The following is a 20,466-nucleotide window of genomic DNA, read 5'->3' on the forward strand; positions in this document are numbered from 1 at the left end:
CGCTTACACGCCGGGCACCGTGTTCTTGCCTTCAACCAGCTTGTATCCCTTGCCATCGAAGGCGTAGCGCGCGTGGCCGTTCAGCGGCGTGGCGATGCGCGGCGGGTCCTGGTCTGGCTTGAGCGTGACGCCGGGCTTGATCTTTTCCGACGCACCCGTAAAGTCGATCAGCAAGTCATCGTAGGCGCCGCCGTTGCGCGCGGCGGCGAAGCGCCAGCTGCCTTCGACCATCCAGCACACATCCATGTCCGGCGTGCAGGCGCCCATATTGTCCGAGTACAGGTCGATGCCGCCGTCGAGCGCGGCGACCTTGCCGTCGCCGATTTCAAACAGGGCCAGCTGCGTGATCGTGTAGCCCTGGCCCGTATAGCCGTGGCGGATCGCCAGTCCCGGCTTGTGCGCGCCCAGCATGACCCAGTGCACTTCGCCCAGCTGCCCGGATGAACCGAGGGCGGCGATGTTTTCCAGGCGCTTGACGACCCGCCATTGGCCGTCGCCGGCCTGGCCCTTGGGCGCGAGGAAAAAGACATTCAGCAGGCCCGACGAGGCATGCGCCGATTCGGCCGTGCCTTCCGTGTTCGCCGTTTCCGCATTCGCCACCAGGATGGCCGTGCCATCGGGCAGCAGCTTGTGGCTGACGGCGCTGACCACATAACTGAGCTTGTCGACATGGTTGTCCGGATCGGACAGGTCGGCCAGCGCATCGTCGCTGTCGTCGCGGTAGTCCTTGCCGAAGACGGCGCGCATCATGCCCGCTTCGCGCTCGCGTGCCTGCGGCGTGTTCATGTCTTCCGTCCTGGGCGCGGTAGCCGATGGCGGCCGCACGGCCTCGGTGGGGGCGGCTTCGTCGACGGCAGCGGCAGGGGCGCTTGCCGTGACGTCGGCCGCCGTGTCGGCCACGGTGGCGCTGGCGGGAGCGGTTTTTTCCGAGCAGGCGCCGAGCAGGGAGCAGATCAATAGCAGGGCCAGCGGGGTGGGGTAATTCATAGGCAGGGCAGATTGCGTTCATTGAGAATGGGCGCAGTATGCCAGATAGATGAAAGCGAGGGAGCGCGGCCTGCCGGCCGGTCCCTCGCTTCCTTGCCCGCAGGGGGCGATTTGGCAAACAATGGTAGTGCTTATTTTTCCAGCGCCACCCTGTCATCGCGCCGCAGCGGCGCCTTGTGGCGGCGCAGTTTGGCCATGCCGCGCTTGAGCAGGTGCTCGAGGTCGTCGATGTAGGTGAACACGGCCGGCACCACCAGCAGGCTGAGTAAGGTCGACGTGATCAGGCCGCCGATGACGGTGATGGCCATCGGCGAACGGAAGCTTGGGTCGGCGCCCCAGCCTAGTGCCAGCGGCATCATGCCGGCGCCCATGGCAATCGTCGTCATCAGGATGGGCCGGCTGCGCTTGTGGCAGGCGTCGACCAGCGCATCGAAGCGGTTCATGCCCGCCTGGCGCGCGAGGATCGCATAGTCGACCAGCAGGATCGAGTTCTTGGTGACGATCCCCATCAGCATGATCAGGCCGATCATCGATGGCATCGACAGCGCGCTGCCCGTGATCAGCAGCGCCACGAAGGCGCCGCCGATGGACAGCGGCAGCGCCGCCAGGATGGTCACCGGCTGCATGAAGTCCTTGAACAGCAGCACCAGCACGCAGTAGATGCACAGCACGCCGATCAGCATGGCCAGGCCGAAGCTGGCGAACAGCGACGCCATCTCCTGCGCGTCGCCCAGTTCCGCGATCTTCACGGATGGCGGCAGGTTCTTCATCGACGGCAGCGCGCGCGCCTCCTCGTTCAATTCGCCGAGCGTGCGCGAACCGAGTTCCACGTCCAGCGTGACGTTGCGGCTGCGGTTCAGGCGGTCGATCTGCGCCGGGCCGCTTTCCATGCTCACCGTGGCCACGTTCGCCAGGCGCACGGGGCCATTCTTGCCGGGCACCGTCAGACGTTCGATGGCGGCCAGGTCGGCGCGCACGCTGTTGGGCAGCTTGACGCGGATCGGCACTTGCCGTTCCGGCAGATTCATCTTCGTCAGGTCCGTATCGTAGTCGCCGGCCGTGGCCACGCGCACGGTTTCGCCGATGGCCGCCGCCGTCACGCCCAGGTCGGCCGCCTTGGCGAAATCGGGACGCACGATGATTTCCGGACGCACCAGCGAGGCGCTGGAATTGACGTTGCCGATGCCTTTCAAGCCGCGCAGTTCGCGCTCGACCTTGCGTGCCGCCTCCATCAGCGCCACCGGGTCTTCCGAGCGCAGCACCAGCTGCATTTTCACGCCCGTGTCGGGCGGGCCCACCGTGAAGCGGGCACCGGGAATCGTGTCGAGCTTGTGGCGCAGCTGCGTCTCCAGGCCGGCCATCGACTCCTTGCGCTCCGTCCGGTGCACGGTGGTCAGGGTCAGCACGGCGCGCCGCGCCTCGGCTGCCGCGCCGGGAGCGAAGGCGTCGCCGCTGGAGCCGCCGCCGATCGAGCTGAAGACGCCCTTGATGCCCGGTGTCTGCATCGCCGCGTCGCGCGCCATTGCCGCCACGGCCTGCGTTTCGCCCAGGGTGGAACCGGGCGGCAGTTCCAGGTTGATCTGCGTCTGCGCGCGGTCGGCGGCCGGCACGAAGCCCGTTGGCAGCAGTGGCACGAGCATGATGGAGCCGACGAAGAACAGGGCAGAGGCGATGGCCGTGATGCCGCGGTGATGCAGGCACCAGCGCATCACGCGCAGGTAGCGCGTCATCAGCCAGCCATCCTGCTCTTCCTTGTGCGGCAGCGGTTTCAGGATGTACGCGGCCATCATCGGCGTGAGCAGGCGCGCCACCACCAGCGAGGCCAGCACGGCCAGCACGGCGGTCCAGCCGAACTGCTTGAAGAACAGGCCGGGGATGCCGCTCATGAAGGCTGTCGGCAGGAACACGGCCACCAGCGCGAACGTGGTGGCGATCACCGCCATGCCGATTTCATCGGCCGCTTCCATGGCCGCTTCCATGGGCGACTTGCCCATGCGCAGATGGCGTTCGATGTTTTCGATTTCCACGATGGCGTCGTCGACCAGCACGCCGACCACCAGCGCCAGCGACAGCAGGGTGACGGTGTTGAGCGTGTAGCCGAACCAGTAGATGCCGAGAAAGGCGGGCATCACGGACAGGGGCAGGGCGGCCGCGGCCACCAGCGTGGCGCGCCAGTCGCGCAGGAACCACCACACCACCAGCACGGCCAGCAGCGCGCCTTCGTACAGCAACTCCATCGAACCGTCGAAGTTTTCCTCGACGGGGAAGGCGTTGTCGATCGACTGCTGCAGCACCACGTTCGGGTTTTCCTTTTGCAGTTCGGCGATGGCGGCGCGCGCGCCATTGGCCACGGCCACCTCGCTGGCGCCCTTGGTGCGGAATACCTCGAAGGCGACCACGGTCTTGCCATCCTGCTCGGCCAGCGCGCGCGGCTCGGCCACCGTGTCGCGCACCGTGGCGACCTGATCGAGGCGCACATGGCGCCCATCCGGCAGCGGCACTTCGACGCGCGCCAGTTCATCGGCCGTTTTCACGGTGGCGATGGTGCGCACCGACTGTTCGGCGCCGCTGACGTCGCCGCGTCCGCCGGGTGCTTCACGCTGCACCAGGCGCAGCTGGCGCGACACGTCCAGCGCCGACACCTTCAGCGCCGCCATGCGCGCTTCATCGAGTTCGACCTGGATTTCGCGGTAGACGCCGCCCACGCGCGTGACGGCGCCCACGCCGGGCACCGTCAAGAGGCGCTTGGCCACCGTATTGTCGACAAACCAGGACAGGTCGGGCGCATCGAGCGGATTGTCGACGCCGGGTTTCGCCGTGGCGATAAAGGTCAGTACCACGCGGCCGGCCGTCGACGCCTTGGTGACGGTGGGGTCGCGCAGTTCGGCTGGCATGTCCGCTTTCACGCGGGCGACGGCGTCGCGCACGTCGTTGACGGCTTCGGCGATCTGCTTTTCCAGGATGAATTCGACGGTCACCGTGACGGTGCCGTCGAGCACCTTGGTGTAGATGTTCTTGATGCCTTGCAGGGTGGCGACGGAATCCTCGATCTTGCGCGCCACTTCCGTTTCCAGCTGGGCCGGTGCGGCGCCTGGCAGCACCGCGTTGACGGTGACGATAGGCAGTTCGATATCGGGGAAATCCTGCACCGGATTGGCCTTGTAGGCCAGCAGCCCGGCCAGGGTCAGCAGCGCGAACAGCATGATGGCCGGGATCGGGTTCTTGATCGACAGGGAGGAAAAGTTCATGGCTTGCCTTACTTTTTCGCCGTGGCCGGCTTGGCCGCTGCCGCGACCGGGGTTTGCACATTGCGTACCAGGTCGCCGTCGTTGAGGAAGCCTGCGCCGCTGACGACGATGGTGGTGTCGGCCGTGATGCCGCCCAAAATTTCGATGCGGTCGCTCAGGCGCCGTCCGGCCTGCACCTTGATCTGGCTGACCCGTTGGTCGGGATTGAGGCGGAACACATAGCTGAAGCCATCGCGCACGGCGATGGCCTGCTGCGGCACGGTCAGCGCGCCCGAGGTGCCCAGTTCAAATGCGCCGCTGGCGTACATGCCGGCCTTGAACGGCGCGTTCGTGCCGGTGCTGGCCGGCAGGTCGACATACACGAGGGCGGAGCGGGTTTGCGGATCGACCGTGGGCGCGATCATGCGCACCTTGCCCGTCAGGATGCTGCCGTTGGCTGCCTTCACCTGCGCCAGCGTGCCCTGTTTCAGATTCAGCAGTTCGGTGGCCGTCACTTCGGCGCGCCACTCGAGGCGCCCCTGGCGGATCAGGCGGAACAGTTCCGTGCCGGCGCCGACCACCGAGCCAACGGTGGCCGAGCGCGAGGAGATGATGCCGCTGTCGGGCGCCACCACCTGCGTGTATTTCAGGCGCAGCTGCTGTTGCGCCAACTGCGCCTTGCCTGACGCGATGCGGGCGTTGGCCGTCTGTTCGGCCGTCAGGTATTGGCTGATCTGCTGCGCGCTGATGGCGCCCGTGCTTTGCAGCGAGCGGGCGCGCTGCGCGTTGGCCGCCGCCTCGGCCGCATTCGCTTCGGCCTCCAGCACGGCCGCTTTTGCCTGCGCCACGTCGGCGTTCACCGTGTCGTTCGAGAAGACGGCCAGCACCTGGCCTGCGCGCACGACGTCGCCGACATTCACGCGCACTTCCGTCAGGCGCAAGCCGTTCGACTCGCTGCCGATGACGGCTTCCTGCCACGCGGCCACGTTGCCGTTGGCGCTCAGCTTGATGGGCAGGCTGGCCGTCTGCGGCCTTGCCGTGGTGACGGTCAGGGCCGGCTTGGCGGCCGCCTTGTCCTTCGCTTCGTCGGCCGCCGTGGAGGCGGGCGGGTACAGGGCGATGCCGGCGCCCAGCGCGGCAAGGACGGCGGCGAGGGCAAGTGCCATGGGTTTCAAGGTGATTTTTTTCATGTTGTCGTATCCGTCAAGGGGCATTGTTGGCGATGGAGGCAGTGCTGTCCCAGCCGCCGCCGGCGGCGCGGTACAGCGCTACCCAGGCGGCGCTGCGTTCGCGCTCCAGATTGACCACGGTGTTTTCGGCGGCCAGGCGCGTGCGGCGCGATTCTTCCAGTTCGATCAGGCTGGCCAGGCCATTTTTGTAACGGTCTTCGGTGGCGACAAACGAGATGCGGTAGCCTTCCATGGCTGCCCGGGCATACCCGCTGCGTTCATCCGTGCTGGCCAGATTGACCAGTGCTTCTTCCACTTCGCGCACGGCCTGGCGCACGCCGGCGCGGTATTTCACTACCGCTTCGTCGTAGCGGGCCGTGGCCGCGTCGACTTCGGCGCGGCGGCGTCCGGCGTCGAAGATGGGCAGGCTGACGGCCAGCGGGCCGATGCTCCAGGTGCTGGCCGTGATGCTGCTGCCGCCGGAGCGGATATTGCCCTTGCCGATGGAGCCGGCAAGGCTCAGTCGCGGATAGCGCTGCGCCTGCGCACCGCGCACTTCAAAGCTGGCGGCCGCCACTTCGCGTTCGGCGCTGTAGATGTCGGGGCGCTGGCCCAGCGTCTGTGCCGGCAGCGCGGCAATTGCCACGGGCGAGGGCAGGACGGCGGGGCTGGCCGCCAGTTTCTGGCGCAGCGTCGCTTCCGGCATGGCCGACAGCGCCACCAGCGCCTTCACGTCGACGTCGCAGGCGGCACGCTGTTCGATGGCGCGGCTGGCGCCTTCGGCCGCGCTGGCGCGCGCCAGCGCCGCATTCGCGGGAGGCTGGAAGCCGGCGCCGGCGCTCAGTTCCGTCAGGCGCGACGAGTCGCGGCGCGAGACGGCATCCTGTTCGGCCACGGCTTGCAATTGCTGGCAGGTGCGCAAGGCGTAGTACTGGTTGGCCACTTCGGCCGCCACCGAGACGCGGGCCTCGTGCCAGCCCGCGCGCGCGCTGTCGTAGCGCTCCTGCGCCGCATCGCGCGTGGCGCGGTTGGCGCCGAACACGTCGATTTCCCAGGACGCCTGCAGCGCCGCCTGCGAGGTGGTGCCGCCGGGCTGCAGCGACTGCTGGCTGGTGCGCACCACGCTGCCCGTGGCGTCCAAGGCGGGCGCCAGCGCGGCGCCGCTGGCGACCCTGTCGGCGCGCGCCCGCACGATGCGCGTGCGGGCGGCGGCGATGCTGGGGCTCACTTGCTGGGCATCGGCGATCAATTCCACCAGCAGGGCGTCGCCCTGGCGCTGCCACCAGGTGGACAAGTCGGCCAGGCTGCCGTTATGTGGCAGCGGCGCCTGCCACTGCGCGGGCGCGCTGGCGGCTACGGCGGCGGGCGGCCCCTGCAGGGCGCAGCCGCCCAGGGCCAGCACGATGCCGGCGGCCAGGGTGCGTTGAACGGCTTTGTGACGTATCGTCATGCTGGTCCTTCTGCTTGTCGTTGAACGGTATGGTTTGAGGGTGGGCTGGCGAGGCGCTGGCGTTCCAGGTCGGCCATGGCCAGCGCATAGTCGGTCATGCGCGCCAGCCAGGTGTCGATGGCCTGCGGCGTTGCCAGCAGCTGCGGGCGCAGGGTTTGCAGCACCTCGGTGCCGACCATGTGCTGCAGGGCCAGCGAGGCGATGGAAAACGCCAGCCGGTGCATGTCGTCGCTGTCGTCGGGGGCGCCCAGGTGGCGCGCCAGCACGCCGGTCAGCGCTTCGTGTTCGGGGCGGATGTTCTGGTCGATCTCGCGCGCCCACAGGCCAGTCGGTTCCAGCATTTCGCGGCACCACAGGCGCATGCAGTCGCGCGCGATGTCGCCCTGCTGCATGGGGGCGAGCAGCTGCGCATAAAAGCCTTCCAGGCTCTGGCGCAGGGTGAAATGCGGCTGGTCGAACAGGGCGATATTGTCTTGCGGATTCGACGACTGCTGGGCGAAGGCGGCGCGGTACAGGCCCGCCTTGTCGCCGAAATAATAGCTGATGGCGGCCGCGTTCGTGCCGGCCGCCAGCGCCAGTTCGCGCGTCGACGTCTTGGCGTAACCGTGTTCGGCAAACAGTCGGATGGCGCTATGCAGCAAGCGTTCGCGCGACTGCTCGCCATCGGAACGCGGCTTGCGCCCGTCGTCGGCCGGGGCGATGGGGGTGGAAGTTTTTTCAATCATGCCGGAGATTTAATCACATATCTCAAGCGATTGATATAACTAAATCATTTGATTTAGTTATTGCCGGCAGGGCAGCAGGTTTGCCCGGACGCCGCCGCGCAAAAAAAAAAGCCCGCGTACCTTGCGGCGCGGGCTGAATCCAATGTTCGGAGAACGAATTGGAGGAGACAGTTCTACTATAGCGCCAAAAATGGTGCGGTGCAATACCGTAGAACTACTGTATTCGTGCATTTGATATTGGTAAAATTATCAAGAAAGCAAATTTTCATGTTGCGGCGCACAGAAGGTCAGGCCTTGCTGCGCAGGGCCAGGGTAAACGTGCTGCCGGAACCGTAGTCGCTGTTGAAGAACAGGGCGCCGCCGATGGCGTTGGCCAGGTTCTGGCACAGGTACAGGCCCAGTCCCGCGCCTTCCACGTGGCGCGTGGAGGTGGAATCGAGCTGCGAGAAGGCCTGGAACAGCTTGGCCTGGTCCTCTTCCTTGATGCCGGCGCCGCTGTCGGCGATGCTCATTTCCGTCACCAGCACGCCGTCTTCCTCGCGCTGGGCCAGGCTGATGCGCACCGTGCCCTGCTCCGTGAACTTGATGGCGTTGTTGAGCAGGTTGATGAGGATTTGCGTCAGCGCGCGGCGGTCCGTGTCGATGATGGCGGGCGGCTGATCCGCCTCGCCCAGTTCGATTCCCAGCGCCAGGCCTTTTTGCTGCGCCAGCGGGCGCAGGGTGTCGGCCACTTCGGCCATCAGTTCCTGGCAGTGTACGGGCTCGATCGACAGGGTCAGCTTGCCGGCCTCGATCTTCGCCACGTCGAGGATGTCGTTGATCAGCGAGAGCAGATGGCGCGCACTGGCGCGGATGGTGTTCAGTTGCTTGTCCTGGTCGGCCGTCAGCGGGCCGGGCAGTTTCATCAGCAGCGCGCCCGTAAACCCGATGATGGCGTTCAGCGGCGTGCGCAGTTCGTGCGACATATTCGCGATGAAGGCCGACTTCATGCGGCTCGCTTCGGCCAGCTCGAGGTTTTTCAGCGCGATTTCGCGGTTGATGGTTTCCAGTTCGGCCGCGTGGTGCGCCAGGCGCATGTTCAATTCGATCACCTGGCGTTCGCGCGCCTGCAGCTCGCCGTTGACCTGCACCGCCTGCTCATAGGTGGAAATGAGCAGGTCGAGGATTTGCTGGCGTTCCGCATTGATGAAGTGCTTCTGGTCGCCCAGGTACAGTGCGATGCCGATTTCGACGTTCTGGTTCTTGCGCAGCTTCTGGTTCATCAGCATGTGGCTGATGCGGTTGAGCAGGTAGTCTTCCGCGTACGGCTTGCGGATGAAATTGTCGGCGCCGCACTCGATGCCGCGGATGATGTCCTTCGGGTCGTTGAGCGAGGTGACGAGGATGACGGGAATGTCGCGCAGGGTCGGGTCGGACTTGATGGCGCGGCACAGGTCGTAGCCATTCATTTCCGGCATGACGATATCGGACAGCACCAGATGCGGCTTGCGTTCGCGGATGGCGGCCAGGGCCAGCTGGCCGTTGGCGGCCACGCGCGCGTTATAGTGCAGGGACTGGATCAGGCGTCGCAAGCGCTCCGCCTGGGTCGGACTATCCTCGACGATCAGGATCTCGATTTCGTCAGGCTTGATTTGGTTGTTGGAGTCCACAGACCTCTCCTAGAATTCAGTATATTGGATGCTGGACGCAGTGGGCGCGCAATATCGACATCATGTGACTATATCGGATTTAGGTCTGTAAAAGTAACTTCCAAGTAACTATTTTGGCCACAGGGAATGCTGTGGCCGCTTGTTAATTCTCGCCCTGGAATTGACCGGCGCGATACGTCAGCACGAGCGTATCGCGGTGGCCATGTTCGCCCACGGGCTGGATCGGCGTCGACTCGTGGATGACGGCCGCATCGTCGAGCAGCAGCAGCGACCATGGCTCGGTGAGGGTGAAACGCTTGCCGTTGGGGCCTTCCGCCTCGAAGATGCGCGTTTCGCCGCCCTTGATCTGTTCACGCCCGATCAGCAGCACGGCGACGAAGTCGACGCCGTCGCGGTGCGCGCCTTCCGGCGTCGGGCGGCCGATGCCGTCGGTGGTGTCGATGCGGAACTGGTGCGCCTCGATGAACCACGGCTGGCGGCCCTTGACCTGGGAGCAGGCATCGCCCAGGGCGCGGATCAGCTGCTGCCAGGCCGGCTGCGCGACGATGGCCGGATCGACCGGCTCGAACAGGCGGTGCATGCCGCCGTGCAGGGCGTTGTACTCGACCGGCTGCCAGTGCGGACGGTGCGCCGTTTGCGTCAGGCGATCGCCATCCTGCACGAAGCACGAATGGCGCCGGCGCCGATAGCGGCCGCCATCCTTCAGGTAGTTGTCCAGCGCCAGGGTGTCCCAGCTGCCTTCGAGTTCACGCAGCGCCGCCAAGGGGCAGCCGGCCAGCGCGGCCACGTCCTGCGGGCGCAGCACGGCATAGCCGTCGTCGCGCAAGGCGTCCTTGAGACGGGACGGGTCGGTAAAGATCGGTGCGGAAGTGCTCATGGCGGTGCTGGCCGGGATGCGGCCTGTATCAGTTTATCCAGCCTGGCATTCTACGACTTCGCGGCGTTTCCTGTGCAGCGTCCGATAGGAATTATTCCTGTTCACTTAAAAATTCTTTACCAGGGTCAGGCGCAGCGAACGCGACTCCACCGGATGGAAGTGGATATCGTCGACGGGCTGCGCCTCGCCGGGCAGGCGCGAGGCATAGTAGTAGTCGATGGCCGAGTCGCGCCGGTTGGCCAGGTTGAAGCCTTCGAGCTCCACGCGCAAGGTTTTGTCGATCTGGTAGGCGAGGCGCCCGTTCACGCCCACGCTGGCCGAGGAGCGCACGCTGTTGTCCTCGATCAGGGGACGCGGGCCGAAGTAGCGCAGGCGCAGGGAGCCGGACCAGGGCCCTTGCGGCGTCAGCGTCAGCGCCAGCTGGGCCACGCCTTCGATGGCGCCCGGGATGAAGTTGCCGGCCGGGTCGCTGCCGCGCGAGCGGGCGCGCGCATACGCGAGGTCCAGGTCCAGCGACAGCCAGCTGGCCGCCTTGTAGTAACTGGAAAACTCCACGCCATAGCGGCGGCTGGGGCGGCCCGCCTCGGTGGCGCCGGCGTCGCCGATGAACAGCAGCTCGGAATCGAAGTCCAGGCGGTACAGCGACAGCGACGTTTGCAGGCCGGCGATGGCGGCGCTGCGCAAGCCCAGTTCCAATCCGCGCGAGCGCGCCAGCGGCGTGACCTTGTCGGCCGCCTCGCCCGTTTTCGGGTCGACGGCGATCGTCGTGCCGCGCGCGTCGTTGCTGTGAAAACCATTGCCAATGTTGATATACGCTTCCGTATCGCGCCACGGGCCGGCGATCACGCTCAGGCTGGGACTGAACAAATGGTCGCTGGCCTTGCCCGAATTGTCTGCGCGGTCGCTGCGCACGTCGAAGCGGTAGGCGTCCGCGCGCAGACCGGCCACGGTGCGCAGCCAGGGCGACCAGCGCGTGCTGTTTTCGGCATACACGCCAAGGCTCGATTCGACGATGTGGTCTTGCCGCGTGGTCGACAGGATCTGGCGCTGCCGCGTGTTGTACAGGCCATTGTGGATATTGTCGTTTTGTAGCTGCAGGCCGATGGTCGTGTCGCTGCTGCCCCTGTCCGTATGGCGGTGCCAGGTGTGGCTGGCATTGACGCCGGAGGTCACGCGCCGGTCCGGCTGGGCGAACTGGTCGCCATTGTCGGGGTCATCCATCGCATACGTAAAGTTCGAGAACAGGGCCAGGCGGTTGGCAATGACATAGGCGCTGACCTTCGACGACATGTCGTCCAGGGTCTGGCGCCAGGCGCCCGACAGGCTGTAGCGCTGCGCCTTGCCGCCATCGCTGGGGTCGACGGCGTCGAAGCGGCCCAGCGTGCCATCCTGCACGGCGCGCAGGGGAATCTGGTCGGTGGCGTTCCAGCTGGCGTCATACGCCATGGCCGTCACATTGAAACCGTTGTTGGCATAGCCTTCGCTGTAGCGCAATACGCCATTGCGCTTGCGGTAGCGGTCCGGCTGCGTGAACGGGCCATCGTTATGCTGCGCCTCGAGCGCGTACAGCAGGCTGCCGCGGCCCGCATCGAACGAGTCGGCCAGCAGCGCGCGGCGAAAGCCGTTCTGTCCGACGCCGACGCTGGCGATGCCTTGCGTCAGGCGGTTCGCATACACGATGGCGGCCGCGCCGGCCGAGGAAAAGTCGCCCTCCGCCGCCGAATACGGTCCCTTCTTGTAATCGAGGCGCATGGCCAGTTCGGGGATCAGGAAGTTCAGGTCCGTCCAGCCCTGGCCGTGGCCGTGGCTGCGCTGGTTGACGGGCATCTCGTCGACGGTGGTGCGCAGGTCGGTGCCGTGGTCAAGGTTGAAGCCGCGCAGGTAAAACTGGTTGGCCTTGCCCTCGCCGCTATGCTGGCTGACGATCAGCCCCGGCACGGCTTCGAGCAATTCGCCGGGTCGGTAGCTGGTGCGCGCTTCAAGCTGTTTTTGCGTGACGCTGCCGGCGTTGGCCGAGTCGGCCACGCCTAGCTGGTTCATGCGCGAACCATCGACCAGCACGCGCTGGAAGATGTCGTCGGCCCGGGCGGCGGTTGCTGAAAACAGGGCGGCGAGGAAGAGGGGCAGGTGGCGTGGCGTCATGGGTCCATGGGTGCGGCGGGGCGTGGCCCCTGCCGGTTTATTTGATCGGCAGCTCGGTGTGCTGGTGGTCGAAGAACAGCGTCTGGATGGCGCCGCCGTCCTGCACGTTGAGGGTGTTGCGCTGGCTGGGCAGGAAGTCGATCAGCAGCTGGTTGTGGATGCGCGTGGCGGGCGCCAGGCGCGTGTGCTCGATCTCCTGGAAGATCACCACGTTGTCAGCATTGACCTTCATGCCGACCCAGTTCAGGCGCAGGCGCTTGCCATCCGCGCCGGTGATATGGAACTGCCTGTCCACGTAGCGGCGCAGCGCCGCCTCGCTGTCTTCCTGGCCCAGGTCGAACTGGCGCTGGTACAGATTCGTCAGCAGCGCTTCCACGTCGTGGCCCGTGTAGGTATGCACCACTTCCGTGCTGCCGCTGGCCGCGTTGTAGCTGATGTCGGCGATGCCCATGTGGAAGTTGTGGGCGCCGGCCGCCATGCTGGCGCAGGCCAGCATGGCGGCGGCCAGCACGCGCCAGCGCTTCACGCCTCGTCGTCCTTGGCCGAGCCGCCGTTCTTGCCTTTCAACGGCGTATTAAAATCCTGCATCAGGTTATCCCTGGGCGCCTTCTCGCTCTTGAACAGCTCCAGGCGCGATGGCGTGATCTTGCGCGGCCAGGCATTGTTGCTGGTGTCGATATCGGCCGTTTCCCAGTACGGGTCTTGCACCAGGCCCACCATCGGTTCGTCCGTGATGACGACCTTGGTGATTTTCTTCGGCGAGTAGCGCCACACTTCGGCCGGCACGCGCTCGACGTATTTCTTGCCGCTCTTGAGTTCAATTTCCAGTATCAGCGGCATCACCATGCCGCCCAGGTTCGACAGGTCCACCAGGTACAGGTGTTTGCCCTGTTTCAGCAAGTCCTTTTCCCATGGCTCCAGCTTGTCCAGCGCTTCGGCGTAGGCGTTGCGGTCCTTGTTGGTCACCGTGAAATCGTCGTGCTGGTTGTAGAAATCCTTCAGCTCAGGATGCGCGTCGACGCGGCGCGGCATGCCCTTGTTGGCGCGGTCCGTGACGGATTCCGGCTGGGCGCCTTTCTGCGCTTTTTTCCAGGCCTTTTCCGTTTCCGGATTTTTTGAACTCACGCCATATTCGGTGATGCCGTCGATGCTGATGTCGACCGGGTCGGTCGTGTAAAACCAGCCGCGCCAGAACCAGTCCAGGTCCGTGCCGGAAGCGTCTTCCATGGTGCGGAAGAAGTCGGCCGGCGTGGGGCGCTTGAACTTCCAGCGCTGCGCATATTCCTTGAACGCATAGTCGAACAGCTCGCGCCCGAGGATGGTTTCGCGCAGGATGTTCAGGCCCGCCGCCGGCTTGGCGTAGGCGTTGTTGCCGAACTGCAGCAAGGACTCGGAATTGGTCATGATGGGCACCTGATCGCGGCTACGCATGTAGTCGACGATTTCGCGCGGCTCGCCGCGCGAGGCCGGATAATGCTCTTCCCATGCCTGCTGCGCCAGGTATTGCACGAAGGTGTTCAGGCCCTCGTCCATCCACGTCCACTGGCGCTCGTCCGAGTTGATGACCATCGGGTAGTAGTTGTGCCCGACTTCATGGATGATGACGCCGATCAGGCCGTACTTGGTGCGCTTGGAATATGTCAGCGCGCCCGTTTTCTTGTCTTTCACCGGGCGCGGGCCGTTGAAGGAGATCATCGGATACTCCATGCCGCCCACCGGGCCGTTGACGGAGATCGCCGTCGGGTACGGGTAGTCGATGCTGTACTTGTTGTACTGCTCGATGGTGTGCACGATGGCTTGCGTGCTGTATTTTTCCCACAGCGGATTGCCTTCCTTCGGATAGTAGGACATGGCCATCAGCTTGCTGCCGCCCTTGTCGTAGCCCTGCGCATCCCAGATGAACTTGCGGCTCGAGGCCCAGGCGAAGTCGCGCACGTTGGACGCCTTGAAGTGCCACGTCTTTTGCGCGCGGCTGACGGATTTCTCGGCCGCTTCCGCTTCCTTCTGCGTGACGATGATGACGGGCTTATCGCTGGTGCGGGCTTTCTCCAGGCGCTCGCGCTGTGCGCTGGAGAGCACGTCCTGCGGATTTTGCAGTTCGCCCGTGGAGGCGACGATATGGTCGGCCGGCACCGTCAGCTGCACGTCATAGTCGCCGAACTCCAGCGTGAATTCGCCCGAGCCGAGGAACTGCTTGTGCTGCCAGCCGGCCGCGTCGTAGTAGGCCGCCATGCGGGGGAACCACTGCGCCACTTCGAACAGGGCGTTCTTGTCGTCGAAGACTTCATAGCCGGCGCGCCCGCCCAGCACCTTCTGCTCGTTGATGCGGTAATCCCAGTCGATCTGGAAGCTGAAGTCCTGGCCCGGCTTCAACGGCTGCGGCAGGTCGATGCGCATCATGGTGCGGTTCACTACATATTTCAAAGGCTGGCCATCGGCGCCTTTCAGGGCGCGGATATTGAAGCCGCCCTGGAAGTCGCCGCGCGCCAGCATGCCGCGCAAGCCTTCGAACTTCATGCTGTCCTCGCCCGTCTTGGCCCACGCCTGGCGCGACGGCGCCGTGGTCATGCGGCGGGCGTCGGAATCGGGTTTGTAGATATTCTGGTCCAGCTGCACCCACAGGTAGCCCAGGGTATCGGGCGACTGGTTATGGTAGGTGATGGTGCCGCTGCCGGCGATCTCGCGTTTGGCCTCGTCCAGGGTGGCGCGGATGGTGTAGTCGGCGCGCTGCTGCCAGTAGGCGTGGCCCGGCGCGCCGGAGGCGGTGCGGTAGGTATTCGGGGTGGGCAGCAATTCCTCGAGCTGGCGGAACTTGTCGTCGAATGGCTCGGCGGCGAAGGCCGAGACGGTAAAGCAGAGAGCCAACGAGGCAACGGAGCCGAAAGGTATGCGCATATTCACCCTGATGTTGTTGTAAGGAAATAGTGGCAACTATTCTATACGCAGGGTGATGGCCGCCTTGTATCGTTTTGTAATAAAGAAAGGCGGATTTTGCGCCAGCTTTTGCCTGGCGCCGTCAGGCTCATGCTTTGCCTGATTTTGCTTGGAAAAACAGCCTGTTTACTCACTTTTCATCAGGCTGTCGCGCAACTGGTTCAGTTGTTGTTTCATGTCCACAACTTGCTCCACGCTGCAGTGGCTGGCCGTCAGGATGGCCTCGGGCAGCAGGGCCGCCTCGTGGCGCAGCTGGTCGCCCTGTTCGGTGAGGGAAATGATGACCTGGCGCTCGTCGCTGGCGGCGCGCGCGCGTGTCAACAGGCCCGATTGCTCCATGCGCTTGAGCAGGGGCGTCAGGGTGGCCGAATCGAGGAACAGGCGCTCGCCCACTTCCGATACCGTCAAGCCGTCGCGCTCCCACAGTACCATCATCACCAGGTATTGCGAATACGTGAGGCCCAGCTTGCGCAGGAGCTTGCGGTACAGCTTGTTCATGGCGAGCGAGGTCGAGTACAGCGCAAAGCACAGCTGGCTGTCCAGGCGCGGCACCTGGTGCAGCGGGTTGGGGGAGGTGGTGGTATCCATGGAGACAGTATATATAGCGCACTACTTAATGACAAGCGTGGCTGGCCTGCACCCACGCACCGGACCCGTGTGGCCCGGCGCGTGGGTGCGGCCGTGGCGAACTAGCGCGCGTAGCGGGCGCGCAGCAGATGCAGCATGGCGACGTTCTGCTGCCAGGCGTCGGCCACGGGCTGCTGCGTCCAGGGCAGGGTTTGCGTGTACGGGGCGGGACCGAATTCCGGCGTAAACGTCATGCGCTCGGCGCCGGCGGCGCGGCGCAGGACGACGATGGCGTCCCACCACGCCAGGTGGGCGTCGAGGGCTGGCTTGGCTTCCGGCGCGCGGAAGTCGGCCACCTGCGGGCCCTGGGCATGGCCGACGCGCGCGTGCACGTGGCGCACCAGCGGCAGCACTTGCGCCAGGGTCTGCGGCTGGTCTTCCAGCAGGGATTCGCAGGCGCAGCACCAGTGCGACAGGTCCGCCGTCAGCGGCAAGTCGGGATACTGGTCCAGGTAGGGCAGCAGCAGCATCGGGTGGCCGCTGAAGCGGCTGCGGTGGATTTCATGCACGATGGGCACGCCGTGCTTTGCCGAGATGGCGGCGGCCAGCTCGATCAGCTGCGCGTTCTGCGCCGGCGTATAAAAATCCTTGCCCGTGTGCGTGTTGACCAGCACGGGGCGCGCCAGGCAGGCGTTCTCCAGCAGCTCGGCCAGGGCCGCGCGGTGCAGGGCGAAATCGCTGTGGAACACGGTTTCCCATTGCGCGGCGATCAGTTCCAGTCCGGCCCTGGCGATGCGGTCCGTCCACTCCTCGCGCAGGGCCGCGTCCAGCGGCAGCGACATCTCGATGCCGTCGAAGCCGGCCGCCAGCACCTTGTCGATGAAGACGTCGGGTGGCAGGTCGTTATTGCCCCAGTGGGCGGCGAAAACCTGGATGCGCATCAGACGAAGCCCCGCACGGGGAACGATGCATCGCGCTGTATCCAGTTGTGGGCCGCGTATTCGGTCTGGCCATCGGTGGCGTGCAGGGTGTAGGCGTGGCGCGAGACGGGCGAGCGGTTCGGCGCGCTGTAGTGGGGCAGCAAGCCATGGAAGCAGACGAGGGCGCCGGCCTTGACTTCGAGCGGCACGGCCGTGCTGTCGTCGGGCCAGGGCATGGCGTCGAGTTTTTCCACGCGCACCTGGTCGCCGTTGCGGATGAAGCGTTCGCGCAGCGGGCCGCGGTGGCCGCCCGGTTCCGCCCACAGGCAGCCGTTTTCCAGGGTGGCGTCTTCCAGCGCGAACCAGAAGGTGGTCACGCTGACCGGCGTGGTCTCGAAATACGTGGCGTCCTGGTGCCAGCGCACTTCGCCGCCGATGCCGGGCTGCTTGAAGATGTACATCGATTGCCATACCTGCGCGTCCGCCAGGCCCAGGTCGCGCGCCACTTCGGCCAGCTTCGGGTCGGCCGAAAAGGCGCGGAAGACGGGGTCCAGGTCATGCATGGCGTGGCCGATCTTGTTGATCGACAGCGACTTGGCTTGCTTCAGCTGGCCGTCCGCGCCGAATGCCTCTTCCTCGAAGAAGCAGCGGATGGTGTTGTCGGAAGCGAGGAAATAATCGTTGGTATTCTTCGCCTGGTCGCGCGTGGTGAAGATGGACTGGCTGACGTTGGGATCGAATTCGTTGACAATCTGCTCGGCGCGCGCGCGCAGGGCGGCGATTGCGTCCGCGCCCTTGAAATCGGGCAGGATGAGGTAGCCGTCGCGTTGGTACTGTTCTTGTTGTTCGATCGTTAGCATGGCGGCGGCTCCGGAGGTGTATGGAAAACGCCATTGTAGGTGGCTGCAGGCGGGCAAACAATCGGCCAACGGTTGACAGATTGTCGCTCAAACGATGACAATCTTTGATATGGATCAATTAAAAGCGATGGAAATCTTTGTCGAAGTGGCGCGCCAGCGCAGCTTCACCGTGGCTGGCCAGCGCCTGGGTCTGACGCGCGCCATGGTCAGCAAGACCATCATGCAGCTCGAGGAACGCCTGCACGCGCGCCTGCTGCACCGCTCCACGCGTGAAGTGAGCCTGACGGACGCGGGGCGCGCCTACCTGGCGCCGTGCATGGCCACCGTCAGCCAGGCGCAGGAGGCGGCGCGCATGGTGGCACACGTGGCGCAAGCGGGCGCTGGATTGGCCGGGCCGCTGCGCATCCAGGCGCCGTCGAGTTTTGGCAGTGCCTGGCTGGCCGACGCCGTCGCGCGTTTCAGCCTGCTGCACCCGCAGGTGCAGGCCGAACTGTTTGTCGACGACGCGCTGCTCGACCCGATACGCCACGGCTTTGATCTGACCATCCGCGTGGGCGGCATCCCCGACAGCAGCGCGCTGGCCATGCGCCCGCTGGCGCCGTGCCGCGCCGTGCTGTGCGCCAGCCCCGCCTATCTGGCGCAATGGGGCGTGCCGCAGGCGCCGCAGGATTTATTGAACCATCAGTGCCTGCATTTCAGCCACCTGACCGATGGCACGAACTGGCATTTCCAGAAGGGAGAAGGGGAGCGGCGCGAGGCGGTGAGCGTGCGCGTGCAGGCGGGTTTCACGGCAAATAACGGCCTGGTGCTGCACCAGGCGGCGCAGCGCGGGCTCGGCATCGTCTACAGCACCACCTTCCTCGCCTGGCGCAACCTGCTCGACGGCAGCCTGCTGCCCGTGCTATCGGGCTGGGACCTGCCGCTCAATCACCTGAGCGCCCTGTATCCGGCCAGCCGCCAGCCATCGCCCAAGGTGCGCGCGCTGATCGATTTCCTGGTAGCCGAATACCAGCCCGTGCCGCCGTGGGACCGCGAGCTGGCAGCGGCCGGATTTTTCAGTTGAGGCTCAGTTGAAGGCGACCGGCTGCACCGTCCACGCGCCATCTGCGTACACGCGCTCGTCGTCGAGATAGACGGCTTCGGTGACGGCGAAGATGTCGACGTGGTAGCGCGCATCCTTGCGCTTGAACTGCGGTTTCGCATATACGCCGTGCTTGGCGCCCAGCGACAGATGGATGCCGCACATGCGTTCATACGTGCCGATGTCGTTGACCAGCTGCTCGCGCGAAAAGGCGCGGTTCATGCCGAAGCCCAGTTCGCGCACCCACACTTCGCCCTCATGCGCGCGGATGATTTCCAGCATGGCGGTAAATTCTGGCGTGGCGTGTTCGGTGCCCGTGACGCGGCCCTTTTCGATGATCAGGGTGATCGGCGTGTCAGGGCGGTTGACCATGAAGTGCGTGTCGCCAAAGACGAAGATGCGCACGCGCCCGTTGACCGCTTCCAGGTCCTGCGCTTCCGTGAATACTTCGCCCAGCGGGAACTGGCCGCCGATATTGTTCATGCCGCTGTAGTCGCCGATATTGAGCTTGGCCGATTCGAACGGCGAGGAGAAGACCAGCTGCTCGCCGCCGCTGTCGACCATGCCGTGGCGGGCGCCGTCGATGCGCGCCTTGAGCGCATGGCCCACGCCGCGATAGTAGGCGGGGTCGTAAGCCAGCGAGGCGATGTAGTGCAAGCCCTGCACGCCTGGCATGCGCGACAGATGCACGTGCTCGATCACCTTCAAGCCGCGCTTGAACAGTTCGATGCGGATGCGGAACGCTTCCAGACGGAAGCTGGTCGACTGGATCAGCACGACGAGGCTGCCGGCCGGCAGTTCGGCAAACGCGGCCAGCACGGCGTCCGGCGTGACGTCGTCGAAATCGATGAGGGTGGCGTCCGGCAAGGCCAGGCAATAGGCTTCCGTCAGCACCACGTTGAGCCAGCTGCGCTTGTCGCAGACGATCAGGGCCGGTTCATCGGGACGGTGGCAGATGGCCATGGCCAGCAGGTCGGCCACGTTGCGGGCCGCGACTTCGGTGGCGGCGGCACTGATGGCGTCGAGCCGGCTGGTATCATTTTCGGGAAGCGTCATGGTGAGGGGAGCGTCTTGCATGTGGGGAGGTAAGCGCAGCATTATAAGGCGAGTGCCGCCGGCGCCGCCATTCGGCCCTGAACGCGACGCTTGAGCGCACCGGGGCCGGGGCGCTGATTATCTTGTGTAGTGCTCTACGGCAATGTATTATTTGATAAACAGTATGGAACCGGCCAGCTGGGGCGGCAGCGTCCGCGCGCGGCACGGTTCCAGCGATAGCCATAAATACAACAGGCCAACCGGCGATGACAAAGAGCGTGATGCAATGAGCATAATTGGACAAGATATTCCCATGGAGCGGCCCGACACGGATGGGCGTGCCGCCGTGTTCGTTCCCGTGACGGGCGTCAAGGAAGATGTCCTGTTGACCATACGCAAAGGCGCGGCCATCGTCGGCTTTGCCAACCACGACCGCACCATCACCGTGTATTTTGAAAGCAACCGTTTCGACGACCCCGTGCTGGCCAAGTGGGAGCACAAGGCGCGCAAGGCGTATGACCGCCTGGTCGACAACGCGCCGACCGTCTCGAAGCTGACCACCAGCTCCGCCAATTTCGAACAGATCGGCTATATCAACGGCAAGGGCATCACCATCCGCCGCATGGAAAGCCTGCAGCGCTGGCTCGCGTATTCGGATGCGATGGCGTCGTGCCCGGAGAACGACATCATTCCGCGCACGGTGATCGCGAAACCCGACAGCGTCAAGGTGTAAGAGTAGCCGATAAAACGCCCAGGGCGTTGTTGCCTGTCCCGTTTTCCTTGCCGTACTGACGTACCGCCTTCGGGGCGGCGCCTGGCCCTGAACGCTATCTCGGCCGCTTT

General features: G+C 65.1%; 16 protein-coding genes. 2 read left to right on the top strand and 14 right to left on the bottom strand.

Features of this window, described 5'->3' with window-relative positions:
• Positions 1–3: 3 nt before the first annotated feature.
• The 13 genes from YQ44_RS03590 to YQ44_RS03650 form a co-directional block, all read right to left on the bottom strand.
• Positions 4–987, bottom strand: a complete 984-nt coding sequence (locus YQ44_RS03590) for a hypothetical protein (RefSeq protein WP_071322212.1) — start codon at positions 985–987, stop codon at positions 4–6.
• Between the two features lie 131 nt (positions 988–1,118).
• Positions 1,119–4,235, bottom strand: a complete 3,117-nt coding sequence (locus YQ44_RS03595) for an efflux RND transporter permease subunit (protein ID WP_071322213.1) — start codon at positions 4,233–4,235, stop codon at positions 1,119–1,121.
• 8 nt (positions 4,236–4,243) lie between these two features.
• Positions 4,244–5,404: an efflux RND transporter periplasmic adaptor subunit gene (locus YQ44_RS03600; RefSeq protein WP_071322214.1), complete on the bottom strand. Its 1,161-nt coding sequence runs from the start codon at positions 5,402–5,404 to the stop codon at positions 4,244–4,246.
• Positions 5,405–5,417: 13 nt separating this feature from the next.
• The gene (locus tag YQ44_RS03605; protein ID WP_083411630.1) at positions 5,418–6,833 is read right to left on the bottom strand and encodes an efflux transporter outer membrane subunit; all 1,416 of its coding nucleotides are present in this window, start codon (positions 6,831–6,833) and stop codon (positions 5,418–5,420) included.
• Positions 6,830–7,558 carry a CerR family C-terminal domain-containing protein gene (locus tag YQ44_RS03610; protein WP_071322215.1) on the bottom strand — a complete coding sequence of 243 codons (729 nt, stop codon included), beginning with the start codon at positions 7,556–7,558 and terminating at the stop codon, positions 6,830–6,832. Before YQ44_RS03610 ends, YQ44_RS03605 begins: the two co-directional genes overlap by 4 nt.
• Positions 7,559–7,845: 287 nt before the next feature.
• Positions 7,846–9,207, bottom strand: coding sequence for a hybrid sensor histidine kinase/response regulator (locus YQ44_RS03615; protein ID WP_071322216.1), 1,362 nt, complete (start codon positions 9,205–9,207; stop codon positions 7,846–7,848).
• Between the two features lie 142 nt (positions 9,208–9,349).
• A complete protein-coding gene (locus tag YQ44_RS03620; RefSeq protein ID WP_071322217.1) occupies positions 9,350–10,084 on the bottom strand; it encodes a 2OG-Fe dioxygenase family protein in 735 nt (244 codons plus the stop codon).
• Between the two features lie 105 nt (positions 10,085–10,189).
• Complete coding sequence (locus YQ44_RS03625) at positions 10,190–12,226, bottom strand: TonB-dependent receptor (protein ID WP_071322218.1); 2,037 nt, start codon at positions 12,224–12,226, stop codon at positions 10,190–10,192.
• A gap of 37 nt (positions 12,227–12,263) precedes the next feature.
• Positions 12,264–12,752, bottom strand: a complete 489-nt coding sequence (locus tag YQ44_RS03630) for a DUF6702 family protein (RefSeq protein ID WP_083411631.1) — start codon at positions 12,750–12,752, stop codon at positions 12,264–12,266.
• The gene (locus YQ44_RS03635) at positions 12,749–15,121 is read right to left on the bottom strand and encodes a M1 family metallopeptidase (protein WP_071322219.1); all 2,373 of its coding nucleotides are present in this window, start codon (positions 15,119–15,121) and stop codon (positions 12,749–12,751) included. Before YQ44_RS03635 ends, YQ44_RS03630 begins: the two co-directional genes overlap by 4 nt.
• 165 nt (positions 15,122–15,286) lie before the next feature.
• The gene (locus YQ44_RS03640) at positions 15,287–15,748 is read right to left on the bottom strand and encodes a MarR family winged helix-turn-helix transcriptional regulator (protein WP_071322220.1); all 462 of its coding nucleotides are present in this window, start codon (positions 15,746–15,748) and stop codon (positions 15,287–15,289) included.
• A 101-nt stretch (positions 15,749–15,849) separates the two neighbouring features.
• Entirely contained in the window at positions 15,850–16,668 is an 819-nt protein-coding gene (locus YQ44_RS03645) for a sugar phosphate isomerase/epimerase family protein (protein WP_071322221.1), read from the bottom strand.
• Positions 16,668–17,507: a phytanoyl-CoA dioxygenase family protein gene (locus YQ44_RS03650; protein WP_071322222.1), complete on the bottom strand. Its 840-nt coding sequence runs from the start codon at positions 17,505–17,507 to the stop codon at positions 16,668–16,670. The genes YQ44_RS03645 and YQ44_RS03650 overlap by 1 nt, the downstream gene beginning before the upstream one ends.
• A gap of 109 nt (positions 17,508–17,616) precedes the next feature.
• Here YQ44_RS03650 and YQ44_RS03655 point away from each other — a divergent pair, with 109 nt between their 5' ends.
• Complete coding sequence (locus YQ44_RS03655; protein ID WP_232251044.1) at positions 17,617–18,570, top strand: LysR family transcriptional regulator; 954 nt, start codon at positions 17,617–17,619, stop codon at positions 18,568–18,570.
• Positions 18,571–18,573: 3 nt separating this feature from the next.
• Here the strand turns inward: YQ44_RS03655 and YQ44_RS03660 are convergent, their stop codons facing one another.
• Positions 18,574–19,644, bottom strand: coding sequence for a hypothetical protein (locus YQ44_RS03660; RefSeq protein ID WP_071322224.1), 1,071 nt, complete (start codon positions 19,642–19,644; stop codon positions 18,574–18,576).
• Positions 19,645–19,936: 292 nt separating this feature from the next.
• Between YQ44_RS03660 and YQ44_RS03665 the strand changes: the two genes are divergently transcribed.
• Positions 19,937–20,356: a hypothetical protein gene (locus tag YQ44_RS03665; protein ID WP_083411632.1), complete on the top strand. Its 420-nt coding sequence runs from the start codon at positions 19,937–19,939 to the stop codon at positions 20,354–20,356.
• The last annotated feature ends 110 nt before the right edge of the window (positions 20,357–20,466 follow it).

Origin of the sequence: Janthinobacterium sp. 1_2014MBL_MicDiv, from assembly GCF_001865675.1 — a bacterium.
GTDB lineage: Bacteria > Pseudomonadota > Gammaproteobacteria > Burkholderiales > Burkholderiaceae_D > Janthinobacterium.

Excerpts from the sequence above, each read along its gene's own strand:
- YQ44_RS03640 (WP_071322220.1), bottom strand. The coding sequence starts at position 15,748 with ATGGATACCACCACCTCCCCCAACCCGCTGCACCAGGTGCCGCGCCTG.
- YQ44_RS03620 (WP_071322217.1), bottom strand. The coding sequence starts at position 10,084 with ATGAGCACTTCCGCACCGATCTTTACCGACCCGTCCCGTCTCAAGGAC.
- YQ44_RS03665 (WP_083411632.1), top strand. The coding sequence starts at position 19,937 with ATGGAGCGGCCCGACACGGATGGGCGTGCCGCCGTGTTCGTTCCCGTG.
- YQ44_RS03655 (WP_232251044.1), top strand. The coding sequence starts at position 17,617 with ATGGATCAATTAAAAGCGATGGAAATCTTTGTCGAAGTGGCGCGCCAG.
- YQ44_RS03645 (WP_071322221.1), bottom strand. The coding sequence starts at position 16,668 with ATGCGCATCCAGGTTTTCGCCGCCCACTGGGGCAATAACGACCTGCCA.
- YQ44_RS03595 (WP_071322213.1), bottom strand. The coding sequence starts at position 4,235 with ATGAACTTTTCCTCCCTGTCGATCAAGAACCCGATCCCGGCCATCATG.
- YQ44_RS03605 (WP_083411630.1), bottom strand. The coding sequence starts at position 6,833 with ATGACGATACGTCACAAAGCCGTTCAACGCACCCTGGCCGCCGGCATC.
- YQ44_RS03625 (WP_071322218.1), bottom strand. The coding sequence starts at position 12,226 with ATGACGCCACGCCACCTGCCCCTCTTCCTCGCCGCCCTGTTTTCAGCA.
- YQ44_RS03600 (WP_071322214.1), bottom strand. The coding sequence starts at position 5,404 with ATGAAAAAAATCACCTTGAAACCCATGGCACTTGCCCTCGCCGCCGTC.
- YQ44_RS03660 (WP_071322224.1), bottom strand. The coding sequence starts at position 19,644 with ATGACGCTTCCCGAAAATGATACCAGCCGGCTCGACGCCATCAGTGCC.
- YQ44_RS03635 (WP_071322219.1), bottom strand. The coding sequence starts at position 15,121 with ATGCGCATACCTTTCGGCTCCGTTGCCTCGTTGGCTCTCTGCTTTACC.
- YQ44_RS03610 (WP_071322215.1), bottom strand. The coding sequence starts at position 7,558 with ATGATTGAAAAAACTTCCACCCCCATCGCCCCGGCCGACGACGGGCGC.
- YQ44_RS03590 (WP_071322212.1), bottom strand. The coding sequence starts at position 987 with ATGAATTACCCCACCCCGCTGGCCCTGCTATTGATCTGCTCCCTGCTC.
- YQ44_RS03650 (WP_071322222.1), bottom strand. The coding sequence starts at position 17,507 with ATGCTAACGATCGAACAACAAGAACAGTACCAACGCGACGGCTACCTC.